This is a genomic window from Burkholderia sp. S-53, from assembly GCF_025560745.1.
Taxonomy (GTDB): Bacteria; Pseudomonadota; Gammaproteobacteria; order Burkholderiales; family Burkholderiaceae; genus Burkholderia; species Burkholderia pyrrocinia.
This window is the reverse complement of record NZ_CP090483.1, coordinates 273723-288652: the sequence shown is the minus strand read 5'-3', so window position 1 is coordinate 288652 and position 14930 is coordinate 273723. Positions and strand designations below refer to the sequence as shown.

General features: G+C 68.0%; 15 protein-coding genes, 1 tRNA gene and 1 pseudogene. 5 read left to right on the top strand and 12 right to left on the bottom strand.

Annotated elements, in window-relative coordinates; translation table 11 throughout:
* Position 1 precedes the first annotated feature (1 nt).
* Both LXM88_RS06315 and LXM88_RS06310 read right to left on the bottom strand, forming a co-directional pair.
* A complete protein-coding gene (locus tag LXM88_RS06315) occupies positions 2-628 on the bottom strand; it encodes a DUF2239 family protein (RefSeq protein ID WP_262539671.1) in 627 nt (208 codons plus the stop codon).
* A 123-nt stretch (positions 629-751) separates the two neighbouring features.
* Positions 752-1468: a glutathione S-transferase family protein gene (locus tag LXM88_RS06310; RefSeq protein ID WP_262539670.1), complete on the bottom strand. Its 717-nt coding sequence runs from the start codon at positions 1466-1468 to the stop codon at positions 752-754.
* A 39-nt stretch (positions 1469-1507) separates the two neighbouring features.
* On the opposite strand from LXM88_RS06310, the gene LXM88_RS06305 reads away from it, so the two are divergent.
* From LXM88_RS06305 to LXM88_RS06295, 3 genes and pseudogenes are all read left to right on the top strand, one after another.
* Positions 1508-2500: a LysR family transcriptional regulator gene (locus tag LXM88_RS06305; protein ID WP_262539669.1), complete on the top strand. Its 993-nt coding sequence runs from the start codon at positions 1508-1510 to the stop codon at positions 2498-2500.
* 194 nt (positions 2501-2694) lie between these two features.
* Positions 2695-4034: pseudogene (locus LXM88_RS06300) on the top strand (MFS transporter).
* A 62-nt stretch (positions 4035-4096) separates the two neighbouring features.
* Complete coding sequence (locus LXM88_RS06295; RefSeq protein WP_262539668.1) at positions 4097-5494, top strand: enolase C-terminal domain-like protein; 1398 nt, start codon at positions 4097-4099, stop codon at positions 5492-5494.
* Between the two features lie 73 nt (positions 5495-5567).
* Here the strand turns inward: LXM88_RS06295 and LXM88_RS06290 are convergent, their stop codons facing one another.
* From LXM88_RS06290 to LXM88_RS06250, 9 genes are all read right to left on the bottom strand, one after another.
* On the bottom strand, positions 5568-7325 hold the full coding sequence (locus LXM88_RS06290; RefSeq protein WP_262539667.1) for a flotillin family protein: 1758 nt from the start codon (positions 7323-7325) through the stop codon (positions 5568-5570).
* Between the two features lie 90 nt (positions 7326-7415).
* On the bottom strand, positions 7416-8075 hold the full coding sequence (locus LXM88_RS06285) for a YqiJ family protein (protein WP_262539666.1): 660 nt from the start codon (positions 8073-8075) through the stop codon (positions 7416-7418).
* A 33-nt stretch (positions 8076-8108) separates the two neighbouring features.
* Positions 8109-8768: a PspA/IM30 family protein gene (locus LXM88_RS06280; protein WP_262539664.1), complete on the bottom strand. Its 660-nt coding sequence runs from the start codon at positions 8766-8768 to the stop codon at positions 8109-8111.
* Positions 8769-8879: 111 nt separating this feature from the next.
* On the bottom strand, positions 8880-9314 hold the full coding sequence (locus LXM88_RS06275) for a hypothetical protein (protein ID WP_262539662.1): 435 nt from the start codon (positions 9312-9314) through the stop codon (positions 8880-8882).
* Between the two features lie 207 nt (positions 9315-9521).
* Positions 9522-9597: transfer RNA gene (locus LXM88_RS06270), tRNA-Ala, on the bottom strand.
* 66 nt (positions 9598-9663) lie between these two features.
* Positions 9664-10026, bottom strand: a complete 363-nt coding sequence (locus LXM88_RS06265) for a c-type cytochrome (protein ID WP_262539660.1) — start codon at positions 10024-10026, stop codon at positions 9664-9666.
* Positions 10023-10823, bottom strand: a complete 801-nt coding sequence (locus tag LXM88_RS06260; RefSeq protein WP_047901113.1) for a BON domain-containing protein — start codon at positions 10821-10823, stop codon at positions 10023-10025. Before LXM88_RS06260 ends, LXM88_RS06265 begins: the two co-directional genes overlap by 4 nt.
* A 17-nt stretch (positions 10824-10840) precedes the next feature.
* Positions 10841-11422 carry an SIS domain-containing protein gene (locus LXM88_RS06255; protein ID WP_262539658.1) on the bottom strand — a complete coding sequence of 194 codons (582 nt, stop codon included), beginning with the start codon at positions 11420-11422 and terminating at the stop codon, positions 10841-10843.
* A 126-nt stretch (positions 11423-11548) separates the two neighbouring features.
* Positions 11549-11977, bottom strand: coding sequence for a YraN family protein (locus tag LXM88_RS06250; protein ID WP_262542804.1), 429 nt, complete (start codon positions 11975-11977; stop codon positions 11549-11551).
* A gap of 46 nt (positions 11978-12023) precedes the next feature.
* On the opposite strand from LXM88_RS06250, the gene rsmI reads away from it, so the two are divergent.
* The gene (gene rsmI / locus LXM88_RS06245) at positions 12024-12902 is read left to right on the top strand and encodes a 16S rRNA (cytidine(1402)-2'-O)-methyltransferase (RefSeq protein WP_262539657.1); all 879 of its coding nucleotides are present in this window, start codon (positions 12024-12026) and stop codon (positions 12900-12902) included.
* Positions 12903-12981: 79 nt separating this feature from the next.
* Here rsmI and LXM88_RS06240 read toward each other — a convergent pair whose 3' ends face one another.
* Complete coding sequence (locus tag LXM88_RS06240; RefSeq protein ID WP_262539655.1) at positions 12982-13593, bottom strand: septal ring lytic transglycosylase RlpA family protein; 612 nt, start codon at positions 13591-13593, stop codon at positions 12982-12984.
* A gap of 655 nt (positions 13594-14248) precedes the next feature.
* On the opposite strand from LXM88_RS06240, the gene LXM88_RS06235 reads away from it, so the two are divergent.
* Positions 14249-14893: an MBL fold metallo-hydrolase gene (locus tag LXM88_RS06235; RefSeq protein ID WP_262539654.1), complete on the top strand. Its 645-nt coding sequence runs from the start codon at positions 14249-14251 to the stop codon at positions 14891-14893.
* Positions 14894-14930 lie beyond the last annotated feature (37 nt).

Genomic DNA, 14930 nt, shown 5'->3' with positions numbered 1-14930 from the left:
GTCAGCAGTCTTCGGTGGACGGCGGCAGGTCGCCGCGCGCCAGCGCGAGCGCATGGTCGCGCACGTCGCCCGGCCAGCCGGCGATCAGCTCGGCCAGCCGCGCCGGGTCGTTCGCATACAGCGCCCGCGCGGCTTCCTCGAAGCCGGGCAGGTCGCCCGCCATCGCCGACATGAAGTGGTACGCGCGCGCCTGTGCGTCGCGGCGCCGGTCGGCCGCCGCGTGCGTGCGCCGCGCGTCCTCGACGAGCTTGCGCAGCGCGACGGACGCGCCGCCCGGCTGCGCGCCGAGCCATTCCCAGTGACGCGGCAGCAGCGTGACCTCGCGCGACACGACGCCGAGCTTCGGCCGGCCGCGGCCGCGCTGCTCGCCCGCGCCGGCCGGCTCGCCGGCGGTACCGGACGCGTCGCCCGGCGGCGGCGCATAGCGCGCGCGGATCTCGTCCGCGGTGCCGCGCAGGTCGAGGTCGATCGAGCGGCCCGTCGCGTCGTCGAAGATCAGGATCGTGCCGGCCATCGCGTCGTCGGCAGCCTGCCTGACCGCGAGCGCAACCGCCGCGAGCGGGCCCGACGCGAGCCGGCGGTGGCCGTCGAAAGCCGTATAGGAAGGAAGGAGCATCGAGGTTGTCATCGTGGTCGCCTGCGGGCAGGAATCGGAATGACGTTATTTTTATCCGGGTATTAATTGAATGTCAATATCACCCGGGTAAAAATATCGCCGACAGCCTGCCCTTCGGGCGACCGCGTTGCGCGGTCAGGTCGCCATGACGTGCGCGCTTGCCAGCGCGTCGTCGAGCGACACATGCCCTTCGAACGCCGACGAAGCCGGCAGCGGCAAGCCTTCCTCGACCGCGTGCGCGAAATGCACGCCCGTGTCGTCGGCGAGCCGCGCGCGCAGCGCGGCGACGCGCGGAAACGCGTCGCGCTCGAACACCGCGTGATAGTCGGCCCAGCGGGCGATCCCCGCGAAATACGCATCGGCCAGCGTGCGCCGTGCGCCCAACAGCCACGGGCCATCGCCGCGCGCGAGCTGCGCTTCGAGCTGCCGGTGCGCCTTCAGCACATTGCCGCGGCCGTAGGCCTGCAACGCTGCTTTCTCGGCACCCTCGGTGTTGTGTTCGTACACGTACCAGAGCGCACCAAACGCGTTGAAGAATGTCGTGTTCAGCCAAGCCAGCATCCGGTTCAGCCGGTCGAAATCCGCGCTGCCCTGGCGGAATGCGAGGCCGCTGTCGAGCGCCTGCGCGCCGACGTGGCCGAGGATCGCGAGGCTTTCGGTCAGTACGTCGCCGTTCGCGGTCACGAACGCCGGTGTTTCGGCGACGGGGTTCAGTGCGAGGAACGCGTCGCTCGTCACGAGGTCGGGCATCGTGATGCGCGACAGTCGATACGGGCGACCGGCCCATTCGAGCGCGACGATCGAGCCGAATGAGCAGCCGGCGGGAATGCCGTAGAGAAGGATCGGGGACATCGGGGTATTCCGCGAAGTTGAACGGGCGACCATGCTCCCATGGCGAACGATGGCGCAGTAGCCGCTAGAATCGAAACTCGTCGTTTCTTTATGTGGACGCTGACAGTGAATCTGAACGATCTCTATCTGTTCGTGCAGGCGGTCGACGCGGGCAGCATGTCTGCTGCCGCACGCCGGCTCGACCTGCCGAAATCGACGGTGAGCAAGCGCGTTGCCGAACTCGAGCGCACGCTTGGCGCGCGGCTCGTGCATCGCACGTCGCGCAGCTTCCGGCTGACGCCGGTGGGCGCTGAATTCTTCGAGCACGCGCGCGCGGCCGTGATCGAGGCCGAGAGCGCGCGCGACGCGGTGCTGCGGCAGGCCGCCGAACCAGCGGGCGTCGTGCGGATCACGAGTTCGGTGCCGGTTGCGCAGCACATCCTCGCGCCCTGCCTGCCGACACTGGCCATCGCACACCCGAAGCTGCTGCTGCAGATTCATGCGAGCGACCGCCTGGTCGACATCGCGCAGGAAGGCTTCGACATCGCGGTGCGCAGCCATTTCGCCCCGCTCCCCGATTCCGCGCTCGTGCAACGGCCGCTCGCGACGTCGCCGATCATCGTCGTTGCGTCGCCCGGCTATCTCGCGCGCGTCGGCGCACCGGACGAACCGGCCGACCTCGCGCGGCACGACGGGCTCCACCCAGGCCAGCAGCCGTGGCGGCTGCAGCGCGGCGGCGACACCGTCGACGTGGCGCCGCGCATCCGCCTGCAGGCCGACGAGTCGACGCTGCTGCTGCAGGCTGCGATGGCCGGCCTCGGCCTGGCCTGCCTGCCCGACTGGATCGCAAGCGGCGCGCTTGCGTCCGGCGCGCTCGTGCGCGTGCTGCCCGGCTGGCGGGCCGGCACCGTCACGACGACGCTGCTGATGCCGCACCGGCGCGGCCAACTGCCCGGCGTACGCGCGGCCGTCGAGTTTCTCGTGCGGCACGTGGCGCGTCATCATGGCGACGAGGCGGGCGACGCGCGCGCCTCGGGCGATCGACCGACTTGATCGATTCAAATACTGAATCGATCGAGTCAGCAATTGGCATGAAAGCGCAGCTTTCGACATGACAGAATGGCCCGGACGCCCTGCCTGCATCGGCGTCCGGCGCCCGGCCTCCTGCCGGCGGCGCCTGCACGAATAACGCGCGCCCGACGCGCCTGCCGCACGACGGCACCTTCCGCCCTTCGGAGGAGACAGTCATGAATCCGCTTCAAGCGCTGCCGGCGTCCGCGTCGGCAACGGCCCGGCGCACGCGCGTGCGCTGGCTCGTGCTGGCCGTCCTGTTCGCGGTCACGACGATCAACTACGCGGATCGCGCGGCAATCGCGATCGCGGGCCCGAGCCTCGCCCGCGCGCTGCACCTGAGCCACGTGCAGATCGGCTTCATCTTCTCCGCGTTCGGCTGGTCGTACGTGATCGCGCAACTGCCGGGCGGCTGGCTGCTCGACCGCTACGGGTCGCGCATCGTCTACGCGTTCAGCATCTTCTTCTGGTCGCTGTTCACGCTGCTGCAGGGGGGATCGGTTTCTTCGGCGGCGCGGCCGCGTTCGCGCTGCTGTTCGGGCTGCGCTTCCTGGTCGGCGCGGCCGAGGCGCCGTCGTTTCCGGCCAACAGCCGGATCGTGTCCGCGTGGTTCCCGGCCGCCGAGCGCGGCACCGCGTCGGCGATCTTCAACGCCGCGCAATACGCGGCGACCGTCGTATTCGCGCCGCTGATGGGCTGGCTCGTGCACGCGTTCGGCTGGCAGTCGGTGTTCGCGGTGATGGGCGTGATCGGCTTCGCGTTCGTCGCGGTGTGGAACCGCACGATGTACGACCCGAAGGACCACCCGAACATCAACCGCGCGGAACTCGACTATCTCGCCGAAGGCGGCGCGCTCGTCAACATCGACCAGGCGACGGGCGCGCGCGGCGGCGGCCCGTCGATGCATCACGTGAAGGCGCTGCTGAAGAGCCGGATGCTGATCGGCGTGTACGTCGCGCAGTACTGCATCAACGCGCTCACCTATTTCTTCATCACGTGGTTTCCGGTCTATCTCGTGCAGGCGCGCGGGATGTCGATCCTCAACGCGGGGCTCGTCGCGTCGATCCCTGCCGTGTGCGGGTTCCTCGGCGGGATTCTCGGCGGCGTCGTGTCCGACGCGCTGCTCAAGCAGGGCCGGTCGCTGTCGGTCGCGCGCAAGGTGCCGATCGTGTTCGGCATGCTGCTGTCGATGTCGATGATCGTCTGCAACTACACCGATTCGCACGTGCTCGTCGTGCTGTTCATGGCGCTGTCGTTCTTCGGCAAGGGGCTCGGCGCGCTCGGCTGGGCCGTCAACGCGGACACCGCGCCGCGCCAGATCGCGGGGCTCAGCGGCGCGCTGCTCAACACGTGCGGCAACCTGTCGAGCATCACGACGCCGATCGCGATCGGCTATATCGTCGACCGCAGCGGCTCGTTCAACGGCGCGCTCGTTTATGTCGTCGCGCATGCGCTGGTCGCCGTGATCTGCTACCTGTTCGTCGTCGGCGAAATCCGCCGCGTCGAGCTTCATTGAACGGCGCGGGCCGCGCCGGCGCGTCCGGCGGCCCGCGCGCCACCGGAACCAGGAGCGAACCGATGTCCGAACCCCGCCGTGCCGGCACGCCGCGCGTCACGCGCATGCAGGTGATTCCCGTCGCCGGCCGCGACAGCATGCTGCTCAACCTGTGCGGCGCGCACGCGCCCTATTTCACGCGCAACCTCGTGATCCTCGACGACAGCAGCGGGCACACCGGCGTCGGCGAAGTGCCGGGTGGCGAAGGGATCCGCCACGCGCTCGAGCGCATGACGGATCTCGTGGTCGGCCAGTCGATCGGACGCTACCAGGCGACACTCAACGCGGTGCGCGCGGCGCTGTCCGGCTCAGGTGCCGGTGCGGGCCGCACGATCCGGCACGAGGTGACGTCGGCCGGCGAAGCGGCCGTGCTGCGTCAGCCACACGAGATCAACCTGCGGCTCGACAACGTGATCACCGCGATCGAGGCCGCGCTGCTCGACCTGCTCGGCCAGCATCTCGACGTGCCGGTCGCGGCGCTGCTCGGCGAAGGCCAGCAGCGCGACGCGGTGCCGATGCTCGCGTACCTGTTCTACATCGGCGACCGGCGCCGCACCGATCTGCCGTATCGCGACGAGACGCACGCATCGGATCCGTGGTTCCGGCTGCGCAACGAAGCGGCGCTCACGCCGGCCGCGATCGCGCGGCAGGCCGAAGCCGCGGTCGAGCGCTACGGCTTCGCCGACTTCAAGCTGAAGGGCGGCGTGATGGCCGGCGCCGACGAGATGGAAGCGATCGCGGCGATCAAGGCGCGTTTCCCGGACTCGCGCACGACGCTCGACCCGAACGGCGCGTGGTCGCTCGACGAAGCCGTCGCGCTGTGCCGCGGGCAAGGCCACCTGCTCGCGTACGCGGAGGATCCGTGCGGGCCGGAAGGCGGTTATTCGGGCCGCGAGGTGATGGCCGAATTCCGCCGCGCGACCGGCATCCCGACCGCGACCAACATGATCGCGACCGACTGGCGGCAGATGGATCACGCGGTGCGGCTGCAGGCGGTCGACATCCCGCTCGCCGATCCGCATTTCTGGACGATGCAGGGCTCGGTGCGGCTCGCGCAGCTGTGCCGCGACTGGGGGCTCACGTGGGGCTCGCACTCGAACAATCATTTCGACGTGTCGCTCGCGATGTTCACGCATGCGGCGGCGGCCGCGCCCGGCACGATTACCGCGATCGACACGCACTGGATCTGGCAGGAAGGCGATGCTCGGCTCACGCGCGAGCCGCTCGCGATCGTCGGCGGCAAGGTGGCCGTGCCGGAGCGGCCGGGGCTCGGGATCGAGCTCGACATGGCGCAGGTCGAGGCCGCGCATGCGCTGTACAACGAGGTGGGCGGCACCGCGCGCGACGATGCGGTCGCGATGCGCTATCTCGTGCCGGGGTGGACGTACGATCCGAAGCGGCCGAGTTTCGGGCGGGGGTGACGGGAGGGCGGGAAGCAAGAAGCACCTGCCGGGCCGCCGGCCCGGCAGGCGGCCGATGCGCCGCTATCTCGCGTCATGCGGTCTCGGCACCGCCCTCGCGCGAAGCGGCGGCGGCTGGTGCGGGGTGCGCCACAGGTACGGCGTGCGTCACCGGTGCGGGACTCGCCGCCGGCTTGCTCGGATGGATCGACGGCACCATCCCTTGCAGCGATCCGCCGGACAGGCCGATTTCGCAAAGCAGCGAATCGATCAGCGGTGCGTGCGCGCGATAGGACAACGCCGCGGACATCGCCTGCTCGGCCAGATTGCCCCCTGCCGCGGCCGGTACGCCGCCGTCCGCCGCGCCGTTGCGATTGAGCCCGTCGACCTGGATGATCTTGATGCCGTCGATCGACTTCATCGGCTCGACGGTCTGCTGAATCACGCCAGGCAGTGCCTGCAGCAGCGCGAGCTTGAACTTGAGGCTGGTCTGGTCCGACGACAGCGCGTTGATCGCGTCGTTCAGCGCACGCTGCGCCTCGGCCTCCGCGAGCCCCTTCTTGCGCGCCGCCTCGGCCAGCTCGACCATCGCGGCAGCCTGCATCTGGGCCGCGTCCCGCTCTGCCCGCGCCTGCGTCGTGATGTGAACCGCCTGCGTTTCCGCCTCCTGGGACGCTTCGATCAGCGCAACCTGCTTCGCGCGATCCGCCTCGGCGGTCTTGCGCGTCGTCTCGACCAGTTGCTCGGCACGCACCGCGTCCGCGAGCGATGCACTCGCGCGAGCCTGTGCCTGCGATTGCGCCTCGGACTTCTCCGCGATCACGATCTCCTTCTCCTGCTGCGCGATTTCGGTCACTTTCGCCTGCTCGATCGCCGCCATCTGCGTCACCCGCGTCTGTTCGATTTCCTTCACGCGCACTTCGCGCTCCGCTTCCACCTTGCGGGTACGCAACGCCTGCTCGCGCTGGATCTCGGATTCCTGAATCTGCCGCTCGGCACCGATCCGGCTTTGCTCCGCCTCCTGGTGACGCTCGGCCTCGAACGCGGCAATGCGGGCGTTCTGCTCGGCCGAGCGCGTCTTGACCTGCTGCTCCTGTTCGAGCTTCATGAACGCTTCCTGCTGCTCGATTGCGAGCTTGCGGGAAAGCGCGTCGCGGTTCTTTTCACGCACGGCCACCTCGGTGTCCTGCTCGACCTCGTTGCGCTCCTTGCGGCGCCGCTCGGTTTCCTGCGTCAGCTTCGTCAGGCCTTCGGCGTCGAACGCATTGTTCGGATCGAAGTATTGCTTCGATGTCTGGTTGAAATTGGTCAACGACACGCTTTCCAGCTCCAGCCCGTTCTTCGTCAGATCTTCCGCGACCGTGTTCTGCACGCCCTGCACGAATTTTTCGCGGGCGTCCTGCAGGTCCTGCATCGTCATCTGCGCGGCAGTCGAGCGCAGCGCATCGACAAACTTATCGTCGACGAGCGCGCGCAGGTTTTCCGGCGCGAGCGTGCGCTGGCCGAGCGTCTGCGCCGCGGTCGACACGCCTTCCTCGGTCGGCGCGACCCGCACGAAGAATGCGACGACCACGTCGACGCGCATCCGGTCCTTCGTGATGAGGCTGTCGTGCGTCGCGCGGCTCACTTCGAGCTTCAGCGTGTTCATGTTGATCGGGATCACCTCGTGAAACACCGGCAGCACCACTGCACCGCCGCTCATGATCACCTTCTGCCCGCCGAGACCGGTGCGGACGAAGGCCCGCTCCGCGGACGCGCGAACGTATAGGCGCGCGAAAATCATGCCGATCACGCAGATACCCACCACCACTGCCAATGCGACAGCGCCCCAGAATGAGAGTGCATTCATCATGATGTTTGTTCGACTCCTGTGTACGGATGGTGACAGCAAGGTGCGCCAGCCCCCGCCGCCCGGAACGGCGGCCGCCTGGCGAAACGGGATTCAGAGAAGTTCGGGTCGGGGATTTTCGATTGCGTGATAACGCGAACCCGAAATGCGCGACACGAGCAGGACCGTCGTACCTTTCGCGAAAGTCCGGCCTGCCTCGTCCGGCTCCACCCGGACGTAGTGCTGCTGGCCGTGTTCGTCGACGAGCCGCGCTTCGGCCGGATAGCCGAGCGACGCTTCGCCGGTGACGATCCGCGCGGTGCGGCCGATGAAGTCGGCTTCGGAAACCGCCGTGGTTTCGCTTTGCGGGAGAAAGCGCGCGACGAACTTGCCGGTGTGGCGCACGAACGGCAGCGCCGCGACCGTCGCCAGCCCCACGGCCAGTGCGTTAGGCAGCATGAAACCCGCCACGGCCTGCAGCGACGTCTGCAATGCGAGCCCGAGAACCGAAAAGCCGAGCAGGAACAGGATCAACAGGATCAGCAGCGGAACCCGGCCGACATGCAGCCAGCCGAGAAACTGGCCGACGACACTGGCGTCGGGGCCGCCGTCGGCGTGGTCGAGGCCGAAATGCAGGACGAGCAAATTGCCCGCATGCTCGGTCAGGCTCAGCCCCAGCAGCATCGACACGCACTCCAGTACCCCGATGACGATCATCAGCGCGATCGCGACGACGAACGGTGCGTTGCCGGGCAGCATCAGAGAAGAAGTCATTATCGTTTTGCTCTCAGATTCGGAAGCGAAGCATCAGGACATGTCGTCTGCCAGCGTTCCGGGTTGCGACTTCAGGCGGGCGACGCGTTCCTCGATTCGCTGTTCCTTGTGCAGCGTTTCGAGGCGATGCAACAACGACGGATCGGCCGACGAAGGACTGGTGCCCAACCCCGCCGTGCCCGTGGCGCCGGCCATCGTCCGGTTGAAACCCTGTTCGAGCTGCTCCGCCCTCGCGTCGGCGCCCGCCGCTCCCTCCGTGCGGCGCTCGCCGTCGCCGGGCGCGGCCGCGCGCGCCGCGATCAGTTCGCGCAGCCCCGCTTCCATCTCCACCCGCTTCGCGCGCAGGCCCAGCAGGTCGGCCTCGGCGACCTGCGCGCGCTCGCTCGCCTCGTGAAGCGACTGCTGGAGCACGCCGAGCTGGTCCTCCAGCTCGATCTGCCGTTCCGCGCCGGCGCGCACGGCCGCATCGTCGTTCCGGGCGAGCGCGGTGCCAAGCAGGTCGTTCAGCCGCTCGATCTCGTTGTTGATGCGCGCGATCGCCTTGGCCGCCTGGTACCGCGCGGCTTCGTGCCGCCCCAGCACCACCCGCGCCTGCGCGATCACATCGTCGAATTCGCGCAGGTACTGCTCGAGGATGGCTTGCGGCATGCGGCTTTCCAGCGAACCGATCAGCGCATGCACGTTCGCGGTCAACAGCCTTTTGACCCGGATTCCGAAATGTTCTGTCGTCACGACTTGTCACTCCTTCAGGGATTCAGGCGGGCCAGGTCGGCCCGGCCACCAGATGCCGGCTTCGCGGACTGCTCACGGATTTGCCTGCGCCGGCTGAATGAGGTTCGCCAGTTCCTTGACCTCATGCACGTATGAATCGAGCACGGCCGGTTGATAGACGGGGGGATTGCCGGTCACGGCAAGGCGCAGCATGCCGAGCAGCAGGCGCATGCTCTTCGCGGTCAGCCGCGCTTCAAGTTCGCCGGCGGCCTCGCCGATCGGCTTGCCCGGCGGCGCCGCCGTGACGAGGCTGGCCATGAGTTCCGGGAGTTGCGCCGCGAGCAGCGTCACGATTTCGGAGCGCTGATGCGTGGCGTGTTCGTAGGCATCGATCGCGTCGAGCACCGGCCGCACCTGCTCCCTGAACAGCGCCGCGCAGCGGACGAAGTCGTGCGCCCCCTTGACCCGGCGGCGCGCGTCGGCGATCAGCGCGCGAATCTTGTCGCTCGGGCTCGTCGCATCCGGCAATTGCAGTTCGACCAGCCACGCGAGATCGTCCTCTGGAATTCGTACCGATACCGTTTGCATGACGTTCAGCCCCTTCGAGTCGCTTGCTCAAAGCATAGTGCGCGAGTATGCAAATGTATACGTTTGTATTTCGAGATAGATGCGAGGCGCCAGCGTCGCCAAAAACAAAAAGGGCCCGGTCTTGCGACCGAGCCCTTCGAATTCCGTTGGTGGAGCGGAGGAGGATCGAACTCCCGACCTTCGCATTGCGAACGCGACGCTCTCCCAGCTGAGCTACCGCCCCAACAGTCAATCATCATACACACGCATTTCCGCGCTTGGCAATAGGGGTTACGTCACCCCGAACGCGTCACTTTGACGGCGCGCCGGCCAGCACCCATTCGACCACCGAACGGACGTCGGCGTCGCTCATGCGCGGGTGCGCAGGCATCGGAATTGCCCCCCAGACACCGGAACCGCCTTCCTTCACCTTCTTCTGCAGCTTCGCCACGGCCTGCGGATCGGACTTGTAGCGGGCGGCGATATCCTTGAACGACGGGCCGACGAGCTTGCGGTCGACCGCGTGGCAGCCCATGCACGCATTGCTGCGCGCCACCTTCAGGCCGTCGCCGACGTCCGCGTGCGCGGCGCCCAGCGTGCCGGCCACGAGCGCCGCGGCTGCGGCGCCCTGCACCATCCACTGTTTCATCTGCTTCATCTGCGCGGTCTTCATTGCGACGGCGCCTTCGGGTTGCCCGGGTGCACGTTCGACGAATTCGAGATCGGCGCGGGCGGCTGCAGCGGCGTGGACTGCACCGACGCGTCGGGCACCGCACCGACGGTCGCGGTGTCCGCCGGCGCGGCGGCAGCCTGCGTGCCGGACGCGCCGCTCGCGGGCGACGCGGCCTGCAGCGCCTGCGCATCCTGCGGCTTGACGTACTGGAACACCTTCACGACCTTCTCGACGCCCGGCACCTGACTCGCGGCTTCGGCGCCGCGATTGCCTTCGTCGACCGTCACGAGGCCCATCAGGTAAAGGTTGCCGCGCTCGCTGACGACCTTGTAGTAGTTCGCCGAAATGCCCTTCGTCGCGATCAGCTCGGACTTCACGCGCCCTTCGAGGTACGAGTCGTTCGCGCGCGACGACAACGACGCAGCCGGCTCGACCGACAACTCGTTAACGATGCCGTTCACGTTGTTGATGCCGCGCACGATTTCCTCGGCGCGCTGCTTCGACGCATCGTTCGGCACTTCGCCCGTCAGCAGCACGCGGCGGTTGAACACCGTCACGTTCACGTGCGACTGGTCGGGCAGCCCGTTGTTGATCTGCGAAAGCGCCTTGACCTGGATCTCGCGATCTTCCGTCTGCGCGCCGAGCGTACGGCGATCGGTCGCGATCAGCGCGCCGCCGCCGGCCGCTGCGCCCACGACCCCGAGCACACAGCCCTGCAGCGACACGGCGAGGCCCGCCGTCAGCGCGGCGAGCAGCGTGGTTCTGACGAGCGTCTGTTTGACGCGGCTTTGATTCATCGACGGCTCTCCTTCGTTCAATCCTCACCCAGCAGCATCGCGTCGATGCCGTCGCACAGGCAGTGGATAGTCAGCAGATGGACTTCGTGGATGCGCGCCGCGCGAACGGCGGGCACGCTGATCGGAATATCGGTGTCGGACAATGCGGCCGCGACCGTGTGGCCGTTGCCGCCCGTCAGCGCGACGACGGTCATTTCGCGCTCGTGCGCTTCGTCGATCGCCGCCAGCACACGCGGCGATGCGCCGGTCGGGTCAAGCAGCAGCAGGATGTCGCCGGTCTGGCCGAGCACGCGCACCTGCTGCGCGAACAGTTGCTCGGCGGCCGCGCCCGCGAGGCCGGCCTGCGACGCATCGGTGGCCAGCGCGATCGCGGGCAGGCCCGGACGCTCGCGCTCGAAGCCGCCGACGAGCGACACCGCGAGATAGTGCGCGGCGGCGGCCGACGGGCCGTCGCCGCACGCGACGATCTTGTTGCCGTTCGCCAGCGCGGCGAACATCGCATCGACCGCGGCTGCGATCGGCAACGACAGCGCGTCGGCCGCTTCGGCGTGAAGCGCGGCGCTGTCGCGAAATTGTTGCTGAATACGTTCGACTGACATCGATTCCTGGTGAACTGGGCGCGTGGCACGCATCGCGCGACATCGTGGGTGCGGCGAGTTTACCGTACTCCGGCACCCTCTCCGGGGGTCCGGCAAGAACTCTTTACATCTCGTCACAGCTCGCGGCTACGCATCGTCGGTACGAAATGCGTCGCGCAGCCACGCGAGCCGCCCGACCTCGAACGCGACGACGTCGAAACGACACGCGGCACCGGCACCGTGCCGCGCCCAGAACTGGAGCGCCGCCGCGACCAGGCGCCGCCGCTTGCGCCAGCCGACGCTCGCGGCCGCGCCGCCATGGCGGACGCTGCGCCGCGCGCGCACTTCGACGAACACGAGCATGCCGTCGGGCTCGCGCATCACGAGATCGAGCTCGCCGCCGCGCATCGTCACGTTCGCCGCGACGAACGCGAGGCCACGGCGCTCGAGAAACTGCCGTGCACGCTGCTCGAATGCCGCGCCGACCGGTTTGGATCGCGCCGCACCGGAAAAGTTGTCGCCCGCGCGCGGCAAATCGCGCCCGCCATCCGGCCGCACCGGCGCCGCGTGGCACAATGCCGTCCTTGTTCCGCCTGCGCCGCGATTGCGCGCATTGCCTGCCATGACTGCCCTCCTCGAACTCGCGCATACGCAGCACTACCCGAACGCGGCGCTCTACGTGGTCGCCACGCCGATCGGCAACACCGCCGACATCACGCTGCGCGCGCTTCACGTGCTCGGCCTCGCCGACCGCATCGCGGCCGAAGACACCCGCAACACGGGCCAGCTGCTCGCCCGCTACGGAATCTCGAAGCCGCTCGTCGCCGTGCACGAGCACAACGAACGCGAAGCCGCGCAGCGCGTGATCGAACTGCTGCGCGCCGGCGAACGCGTGGCCTACGTATCGGACGCCGGCACGCCCGGCATCTCGGACCCCGGCGCGCGGCTCGTCGACGCGGTACGCGCCGCCGGCTTCGCGGTGATCCCGCTGCCGGGCGCGAGCGCGGCCGTGACCGCGCTGAGCGTGGCCGGCGACTGGGCCGGCGCGTTCACGTTCGCGGGCTTCCTGCCGCCGAAGACCAAACAGCGCGCAACCGCGCTGCAGGCGCTGGTGTCGCACCCGTATGCGCTGGTGTTCTACGAAGCGCCGCACCGGATCGCCGAAACCGTCGCCGCACTCGCCGACGCATTCGGCCCCGCGCGCCGGCTGCTGATCGCGCGCGAACTCACCAAGCTACACGAGCAACTGTTCCAGGGCACCCTGGCCGAAGGACAGACCTGGCTCGCCGGCGATGCGAACCGGCTGCGCGGCGAGTTCGTGCTGGTCGTCGAGGGCGCGCCGGCGACGAGCGGCGAAGCCGACGACACCGCGCACGATGCGCTGCTCAGGCTGCTGCTGGAAGAAGTGCCGGTGAAGAGCGCGGCCAAGCTCGCGGCCGCGCTGACGGGTGCGTCGCGCAATGCACTGTATGCGCGTGCGCTGGTGCTGAAGGAAGGCTGACGCGCGACGGCGCCGCGCGAAAACGACAAAGGGCTGCCGGAAGGCAGCCCTTTGCGCATGTGCGGACGGATCCGCCGCGTTACTTCGTCGAGACCGACGCGAGCATTTCGGCGCGTGCCTCGCGCGCTTCCTGCGGCGACAGCCCTTCGATCTTCACGCGGCCCGTGCCGGCGTGCACGAGGCCGATCACCTTGGCGGCCGCATAGGACAGGTCGAGCACGCGGCCGCGCTTGAACGGCCCGCGATCGTTGACCTTCACGACGACCCACTTGCCGGTCGACGAGTTCGTCACCCTGATGTACGACGACAGCGGCAGCGTGCGGTGCGCGGCGGTGAGCGCGTTCATGTTGAAACGCTCGCCGTTCGCGGTGCGGCGACCGTGGAAATCCCGCCCGTACCAGGAGGCGCGACCCGTCTGGCGGAAGTCGGACACGTCCTTGCCGTCGATCGGCTCGGCGTCGGCCAGCGACGGCTTTTTCGCGTCCTTGCTGTCCGCAGCCGGCATCGACGCCAGCGCGGAATCGAAATTCAGTTGCTGCTTGTCGCTGTCCGCCTTCGCGGCGGCGGCCGTCTTGTCGACCGCGTTCTTCTGGTTCGCGCTGCCGGTCGTCTGGCTGGGCGGCACCGCGCAGCCCGTCAACGCAAAAAATAATGCAATGGTCCCGAATCGACTCGGAAATCGTACGTTCATCGACGTGTCGCCTTCTGGTTCGGGCCGCTCCTTCACGACGCTGCTTCACAGCGCACATACGCAGCCCGGACGGCAAATGCGTGCACGCCCCGCTCGAATGCGAGCAGGCGGCTAGCATGGGCGCGGCTTTCGTCTATGCCGCAACCGTCCTGATTAGCTTTCACGTCTGGCACAACCTGTCCCCAACAGCCTGACCAGACCCCACATGCCGCCATCGAACATGGCTTCACGTTCGCGCGCGTCGATACGACCAACGCACAGGAACGGCGGCACAGGCCTCATCCGGCGGCGCGGCAGCAGGGCCGCAGGCGGGCGCGCAGCACCCGGCCGGACAAGACGTGAGCACCGAATGCTCGGTGCTGGATACACCGCCGGACTCCCCGGCGGCTGATGCTTGACGGTGATTCCGACGCCTCTTTTAACGGGGTCGAAACACCAGCGAATTGCGTGAAATTCACGCTCAATGGGGCGCATTATACATAAATCAAAACGCCTCCTCGAAAAGCGGCCCGGCTGGACCATTGATTCTCTCTATGGCGGTAACAATCGACATGCTCCGGGATTGCCCGTAGACGTGCGTCGCACGGTGCACCGCACGGGCGGCAGGCAGCGCGCGCGACCGGTACAATCGCTCCTTTTAGCCGCCGGTGTCTCCATGAAAGTCACACTCATTCCGGTCACGCCGTTCCAGCAGAACTGCTCGCTGCTCGTCTGCGAGAAGACGGGCCGCGCCGCCGTCGTCGATCCGGGTGGCGATCTCGACCGGATCGAACAGGAAGTCGCGCGGCAGAACGTGCAGGTCGAGAAGGTGCTGCTCACGCACGGGCACATCGATCACTGTGCGGGCGCGAAGACGCTCGCGACGCACTACGGCGTGCCGATCGAGGGGCCGCAGGAAGAAGAGCGCTTCTGGATCGAGAAGCTGCCGATGCAGAGCGAGCGCTTCGGCTTTCCCGCCGCCGAAACCTTCGAGCCGGACTGCTGGCTGAACGACGGCGACACCGTGCGGTTCGGCGACGAGACGCTCGAGGTCTATCACTGCCCGGGCCACACGCCGGGCCACGTCGTGTTCTTCAGCCGCGCGCATCGCGTCGCGATCGTCGGCGACGTGCTGTTCGCGGGCTCGATCGGCCGTACCGATTTCCCGCGCGGCAATCATGAAGACCTCGTCCGTTCGATCAAGGACAAGCTGTGGCCGCTCGGCGACGACGTCACGTTCGTGCCGGGCCACGGCCCCGTGTCGACGTTCGGCGACGAGCGCCGAACGAACCCGTTCGTGTCCGACAAGGTGTTCGGTTGACTACTCGCCCTCCAGAAGGAAGGGGATTCCCACCTAA